Here is a 6,243-nt window from a genome sequence, read left to right on the forward strand (position 1 = left end):
GCGGACGACCGCCGGGCCCCTTCCGCATCCGCCGTCAGCCCTCCAGGAAGGCCTTGAGCGCGCTCGCCAGCAGGTACGGGTCCTCCGCGCCGCACAGCTCGCGCGCCGAGTGCATGGAGAGCGCCGCGATGCCGCAGTCCACCGTCTTGATGCCCAGCCGCGCCGCCGTGATCGGGCCGATCGTCGTACCGCAGGGCATGGCGTTGTTGGAGACGAAGGTCTGCCACGGCACGCCCGCCTTCTCGCAGGCGGCCGCGAACACCGCCCGCCCGACGCCGTCGGTCGCGTAGCGGTTGTTGACGTTGACCTTGAGGATCGGCCCGCCGTTCGGCATCGGGTGGTGGCCCGGCTCGTGCCGCTCGCTGTAGTTCGGGTGGACGGCGTGGCCCATGTCCGAGGAGAGGCAGACGGTGCCGGCGAGGGCCCGGGCCCGGTCCTCGGTGGTGCCGCCGCGCGCGTGCACCGTCCGGTCCAGCACGGTGCCGAGCAGCGGGCTCTGCGCGCCGGTGTCGGACTCGCTGCCGGTCTCCTCGTGGTCGAAGGCGGCCAGCACCGGGATGTACGGCAGGCTGGCGGCGCCCTCGGCGGTGGCGACGGCGGCGAGCGCGGCGGTGGCCGCGTGCACCGAGAGCAGGTTGTCCAGGCGCGGGGCGGCCAGCAGTTCGCGGTCGCGGCCCAGGTAGGAGGCGGGCTGGACGTCGTGGGTCATGAGGTCCCAGCCGACCACGTCGGCGGCGTCCAGACCGGCCCGCTGGGCGACGTAGGAGATCAGCGCACCCTCGTCGACCGGGCCGAGGCCCCAGATCGGGGTGAGGTGGCGCTGCTTGTCGAGCTTCATGCCCTCGTTGACCTGGCGGTCCAGGTGGATGGCGAGCTGCGGCACGCGCAGCAGCGGCTCGTCCAGCTGGACCAGCCGGGCGGTGCCGTCCTTGAGCGCGAGCCGGCCGGAGAGGCCGAGGTCGCGGTCCAGCCAGGTGTTCAGCGGGACGCCGCCGTAGATCTCCACGGCGACCTGCCGCCAGCCCTCCGAGCCGGTGTCCGGCACGGGCTTGACCCGCAGGTTGGGCGAGTCGGTGTGGGTGCCGACGATCCGGAACGGCGTCTCGGGGCCCGCTCCCTCCGGCAGGTACCAGGCGATCAGCGCGCCCCCGCGGATCAGGTAGCGCCCGCCGGCCGCGTCGTCCCACGCGTCCGTCTCGGCGACCTGCCGGAAGCCCGCCTTCTCCAGCCGCTCCGCGGCGCTCGCCACCGCGTGGTACGGGGAGGGTGAGGTGCCGAGGAACGCGATCAGGTCGTCGCTGTGCGTCCGGTCGAAGAATGCCTGGCGGGCGGCGGTCGACATGCTGCTCCTGGGTCGAGTGAGGGCCGAAGCCGGATGGGGAGTCGGCTTCGCACCTGAGCATATGCCCGTACACGGACAGGGCATTCGGAACACCTGGTTCGGTGCACGACCCGGACACGACCGTGAACCGCCGCGCACGGTCGGAGCTTTCCGCCGCCGGACGCCCGCCCGGACGCACACCCGGACCACGGCCCCGGACGCCCGCCCCGGCCACGGCCCCGGACGCACCGAAGGGCCCGGTGGCAGCCGGGCCCTTCGGTGCGAGGGTGTGTCAGGCGGTTCGAGGGGTGCGCGGGCCCGGACGGGCCCGGCGGTCCCGGACGGGCCTAGAAGGCCTCCTCCGCCAGGTCCATGATCTCGTTGTCGATGCCCTCGGCGATCAGGCGCTGCGGGGTGACGGTCGGCAGGACGTTCTTGGCGAAGAAGCGGGCCGCCGCGACCTTGCCCTGGTAGAACGGGACGTCCTTCTCGGAGGCGCCGGCCTCCAGCTTGGCCAGGGCCACCACGGCCTGGCGCAGCAGCAGCCAGCCGACCACGACGTCGCCGGAGACCATCAGCAGGCGGGTGGTGTTCAGGCCCACCTTGTACATGTTCTTGACGTCCTGCTCGACCGAGGTCAGGTCGGCGATCAGCTTGCCGACGATGGCCGCCAGGTCCTCGGCGGCCTTGCCGAGCAGCTTGCGCTCGGCGGCCAGGGCGTCGCCGCCGGCGGCCGAGTCGACGAACTTCTGGATCTGCTCGGACAGCGCGGTCAGCGCCTGGCCGCCGTCCTTGACGATCTTGCGGAAGAAGAAGTCCTGGCCCTGGATCGCCGTGGTGCCCTCGTACAGGGTGTCGATCTTGGCGTCCCGGATGTACTGCTCGATCGGGTACTCCTGGAGGTACCCGGAGCCGCCGAAGGTCTGCAGCGACTGGGCGAGCTGCTCGTAGGACTTCTCCGAGCCGTAGCCCTTGACGATCGGCAGCAGCAGGTCGTTGAGGCGCTCGGCGGCCTCGTCGTGCTCGCCGCGCAGCTTGGCGGCCATCATGTCGTCCTGGGTGGACGCGGTGAACAGCACCAGCGCGCGCATGCCCTCGGCGTAGGCCTTCTGGGTCAGCAGCGAGCGGCGCACGTCCGGGTGGTGGGTGATGGTGACGCGCGGGGCGGTCTTGTCCAGGAACTGCGAGATGTCGGCGCCCTGCACGCGCTCCTTGGCGTACTCCAGGGCGTTCAGGTAGCCGGTGGAGAGGGTGGCGATGGCCTTCGTGCCGACCATCATCCGGGCGAACTCGATGATCTTGAACATCTGGCGGATGCCGTCGACCTTGTCGCCGAGCAGCCAGCCCTTGGCCGGGTGCTTGGCGCCGAAGGTCATCTCGCAGGTGTTCGAGGCCTTGAGGCCCATCTTGTGCTCGACGTTGGTGGCGTAGACGCCGTTGCGCTCGCCCAGCTCGCCGGTCTCCCAGTCGAAGTCGAACTTGGGGACGATGAACAGGCCCAGGCCCTTGGTGCCCGGCTTGCCGCCCTCGGGGCGGGCCAGCACCATGTGGATGATGTTCTCGGACATGTCGTGCTCGCCCGAGGTGATGAAGCGCTTGACGCCCTCGATGTGCCAGGAGCCGTCCTCCTGCTGGATCGCCTTGGTGCGGCCGGCGCCCACGTCGGAGCCCGCGTCGGGCTCGGTGAGGACCATGGTGGAGCCCCACAGGCGGTCGGTCATCCGCTTGGCGACCTCGAGCTGCTCCTCGGTGCCCTCCTCGGCGATGACACCGGCGAAGGCCGGGCCGGAGGAGTACATCCAGATGGCCGGGTTGGAGCCCAGGATCTGCTCGGCGAAGGCCCAGATCAGCGAGTTCGGGGTGACCTGGCCGCCGATCGACTCCGGGATGCCCAGGCGCCACCACTCGGCGTCCATGAAGGTCTGGTAGCTCTTCTTGAAGGTGGCCGGGATCGGCGCGGTGCTGGTCTCCGGGTCGAAGACCGGCGGGTTGCGGTCGGTGTCGGCGTAGGACGCCGCGAGGTCGTTCTCAGCGAGGCGCGCGATCTCGCTGAGGATGTTCTTCGCGGTCTCGACGTCCATGTCCGCGAACGGTCCGGTGCCGTACACCTGCTCGCGGCCGAACACCTCGAAGAGGTTGAACTCCACGTCCCGCAGGTTGGACTTGTAGTGACCCATGGCCGTTATCTCCGGTTCGTCGCTTCCGGGAGACCGCCGCGTTCCGGCGTCCCGTACCCACCAGTAGGCATCATGATGCTACCCAGCGGTAACTTGGGCAAGCCCCCGCCGGCGAATCCGCTATGAACGTGGTCACGTCCCACAGCCGACGCGGCCACTCCTTGTCAGGATCGGTGCCAGCGGAGAGGGGTGCGCTCCCGCTAGCCTGTCCGTGTGTACGGATATGACCAGAACACATACCCGGGCGACCCCTACCAGCAGCAGGCGGGACCGCAGCAGGGCATGAACGGCATGCCCGGACCCGACGCCTACGGCGGGCAGTCGCAGGCCCCCCAGCAGTCCCTGTACCCCGAACCCTCGCCGCCCTCACTCGCGGACGCCGTCCGGGCCTTCACCACCGGCTCGATGGCGGTCGAGGACTTCCAGGCGATCTTCATCACCTCGAAGGTGCACTGCCCCCGCGGCGACCGCCCCGGCTTCCTGGCGCTGCACAACACCCCGACGCCGGTGATCCCGATGTTCAGCTCGCTGAAGGAGCTGCGCCGCTACGCCGGCAAGGACTCCAAGCACTTCACCGTCACCGGCGCCGAGGTTCTGGACCTGCTGCCGACCGGCTACGGCTTCGCGCTGGACATGGAGGGCGAGCACCGGATGGTGTTCGACGCCAAGGCCGTCGAGCAGATGGTCGACTTCACGATGCGCCGGATGTACGGCTGAGCCATGCTGGACGAGGAGCCCCGCGCTCCTTCGTCACTACATAGTTCAACTTTCAACTTGCTTGTTGTTGAGGATTGAACTAATCTCATGGATGTAGGCCAGACACCCCCCGAAGGAGGCCGACATGCCCGCCGTGACCGTCGACAACCCGCTGACCCTCCCGCGCGTCACCACGCCGGACCCCGCCGTCACGAGCGCACGGCCGGTCCTCACCGTGGCGACCGCCCCCGAGGGCTACGAGGGCGAGGGCTTCCCCGTCCGCCGCGCCTTCGCCAGGATCAACCAGAAGTACCTCGACCCGTTCATCATGATGGACCAGATGGGCGAGGTGGACTACGCGGCCGGCGAGCCCAAGGGCACCCCCTGGCACCCGCACCGCGGCTTCGAGACCGTCACGTACATCATCGACGGAACGTTCATCCACCGGGACTCGCACGGCGGTGGCGGCACCATCACCGACGGCGACACCCAGTGGATGACGGCCGGCTCCGGCCTGCTGCACATCGAGACCCCGCCGGAGTCCCTGGTGCAGTCCGGCGGCCTCTTCCACGGCCTCCAGCTGTGGGTCAACCTGCCCGCCTCGGACAAGATGATCACCCCGAAGTACCAGGACATCCGCGGCGGCAGCGTCAAGCTGCTCAGCACCGAGGACGGTGGCGCGCTCCTGCGCGTCATCGCCGGCGAGCTGGACGGCCACCAGGGCCCGGGCACCACCTTCACCCCGATCACCATGATCCACGCCTCGATCAACCCCGGCGCCCAGATCACCCTGCCCTGGCGCGCCGACTTCAACGCCCTCGCGTACGGCCTCGCCGGCAACGGCTCGGCCGGCACCGAGCACCGCCCCTTCCACCGGGGCCAGGCCGTCGTCTTCGGCGACGGCGACTCGATCACCCTGCGCGCCGACGAGAAGCAGGACTCCCGCGACAACAACTTCGAGGTCGTCCTCCTCGGCGGCCTCCCGATCCGCGAACCCGTCGCCCACTACGGCCCGTTCGTGATGAACAGCCACCGCGAGCTCCAGCAGGCCATGGAGGACTTCCAGGCCGGCCGCCTCGGCACCATCCCCGCCGACGGCCACTGAGCCCGCCCGCTCGCGAGGGCCCGGACCGCACCCGGTCCGGGCCCTCGCGCGTCCACCGCCTACAGCAGCGCGTACAGGGCCGAGGCGTCGTCGTGCGTCTTGCCGCGCGGCCAGCGCTCGCAGCCGGCGTCCGCCCGCTCCACCGCCCGGACCTGGGCGATCAGCTCGCCCGGCCCGGACTCGGCGAGCAGCCGCAGCACGTCGCCCCAACTGCCCAGCCCGAAGCGCTCGGTGTAGCGCGAGGCGCCGTCGGTGAGGGCGGCCAGCGCGTGCAGCCGGTCCAGCCGGACGGAGCCGGTCTCGGCGTGCTCGGCCGCCCGCGGGCTGGCGGCGGCGATCCACGGGCCGTTGCCCCGGTTGCGGGCGGCGCGCACGGCCAGCACGTACTCCAGGTGCAGCGCGGCCCGCTCGGCCGAGCCGGGGACGGTCTCCCAGACCTGCCGGCGCAGCTCCTCGCCGCCGGGGAAGCGCTGGTTGTCCCCGATCACCTTCGGCGGGCCGTCCTTGAACTCCAGCACCAGCAGGGAGTCGCCGAGCACCAGGTACTCCAGCGCCTCGCCGTGCCGCCGGGCCGCGACGACCATCGCGGCGGGGGTGTTCGGGTGGGCCAGGTCGCAGCGGCCGCCGTGCAGCGCGGCCGTCTCCACGATGGCGTCGGCCAGACAGTCGGCGATCGAGCGGTCCGCCCGGTCGGTGAGCCGGGCGAGCAGGTGCACGCCCAGCCGGCGCACGTACCAGGCCGTCCCGTGCCGGCACCCGGACTCCAGGCCGACCGGCGAGCTCGCGCCGTCCAGCAGGACCAGCGCCTCCGGCGAGGCCACCGCGAAGTCCTCGCTCTCGCGGTCGGGCCGCCGTGCTTCCCCTGCGAGCTGTAGCTGCATCCCGACAGTGTGGCCGCCGCCCCCGGCCCGCGCCCAGACCCGTGCGCCGGTGTGGCGCGGGCC

General features: G+C 71.2%; 5 protein-coding genes. 2 read left to right on the forward strand and 3 right to left on the reverse strand.

Going from position 1 to position 6,243, the window contains the following annotated elements:
• Window positions 1-34: 34 nt before the first annotated feature.
• Window positions 35-1,342 (reverse strand): M18 family aminopeptidase, encoded by a 1,308-nt coding sequence (locus tag ACFRQN_RS39245; RefSeq protein ID WP_375877070.1) that lies wholly within the window; start codon window positions 1,340-1,342, stop codon window positions 35-37.
• Between the two features lie 326 nt (window positions 1,343-1,668).
• Window positions 1,669-3,498: an acyl-CoA dehydrogenase gene (locus ACFRQN_RS39250; RefSeq protein ID WP_074002033.1), complete on the reverse strand. Its 1,830-nt coding sequence runs from the start codon at window positions 3,496-3,498 to the stop codon at window positions 1,669-1,671.
• 213 nt (window positions 3,499-3,711) lie between these two features.
• Here ACFRQN_RS39250 and ACFRQN_RS39255 point away from each other — a divergent pair, with 213 nt between their 5' ends.
• Both ACFRQN_RS39255 and ACFRQN_RS39260 read left to right on the forward strand, forming a co-directional pair.
• Window positions 3,712-4,215 (forward strand): SseB family protein, encoded by a 504-nt coding sequence (locus ACFRQN_RS39255; RefSeq protein ID WP_049651062.1) that lies wholly within the window; start codon window positions 3,712-3,714, stop codon window positions 4,213-4,215.
• Window positions 4,216-4,339: 124 nt separating this feature from the next.
• The gene (locus ACFRQN_RS39260) at window positions 4,340-5,299 is read left to right on the forward strand and encodes a pirin family protein (RefSeq protein WP_049651061.1); all 960 of its coding nucleotides are present in this window, start codon (window positions 4,340-4,342) and stop codon (window positions 5,297-5,299) included.
• 59 nt (window positions 5,300-5,358) lie between these two features.
• Here ACFRQN_RS39260 and ACFRQN_RS39265 read toward each other — a convergent pair whose 3' ends face one another.
• Entirely contained in the window at window positions 5,359-6,180 is an 822-nt protein-coding gene (locus tag ACFRQN_RS39265; protein WP_063780134.1) for a protein phosphatase 2C domain-containing protein, read from the reverse strand.
• Window positions 6,181-6,243: the final 63 nt, after the last annotated feature.

The organism is Kitasatospora sp. NPDC056800 (genome assembly GCF_042789775.1).
GTDB lineage: Bacteria > Actinomycetota > Actinomycetes > Streptomycetales > Streptomycetaceae > Kitasatospora.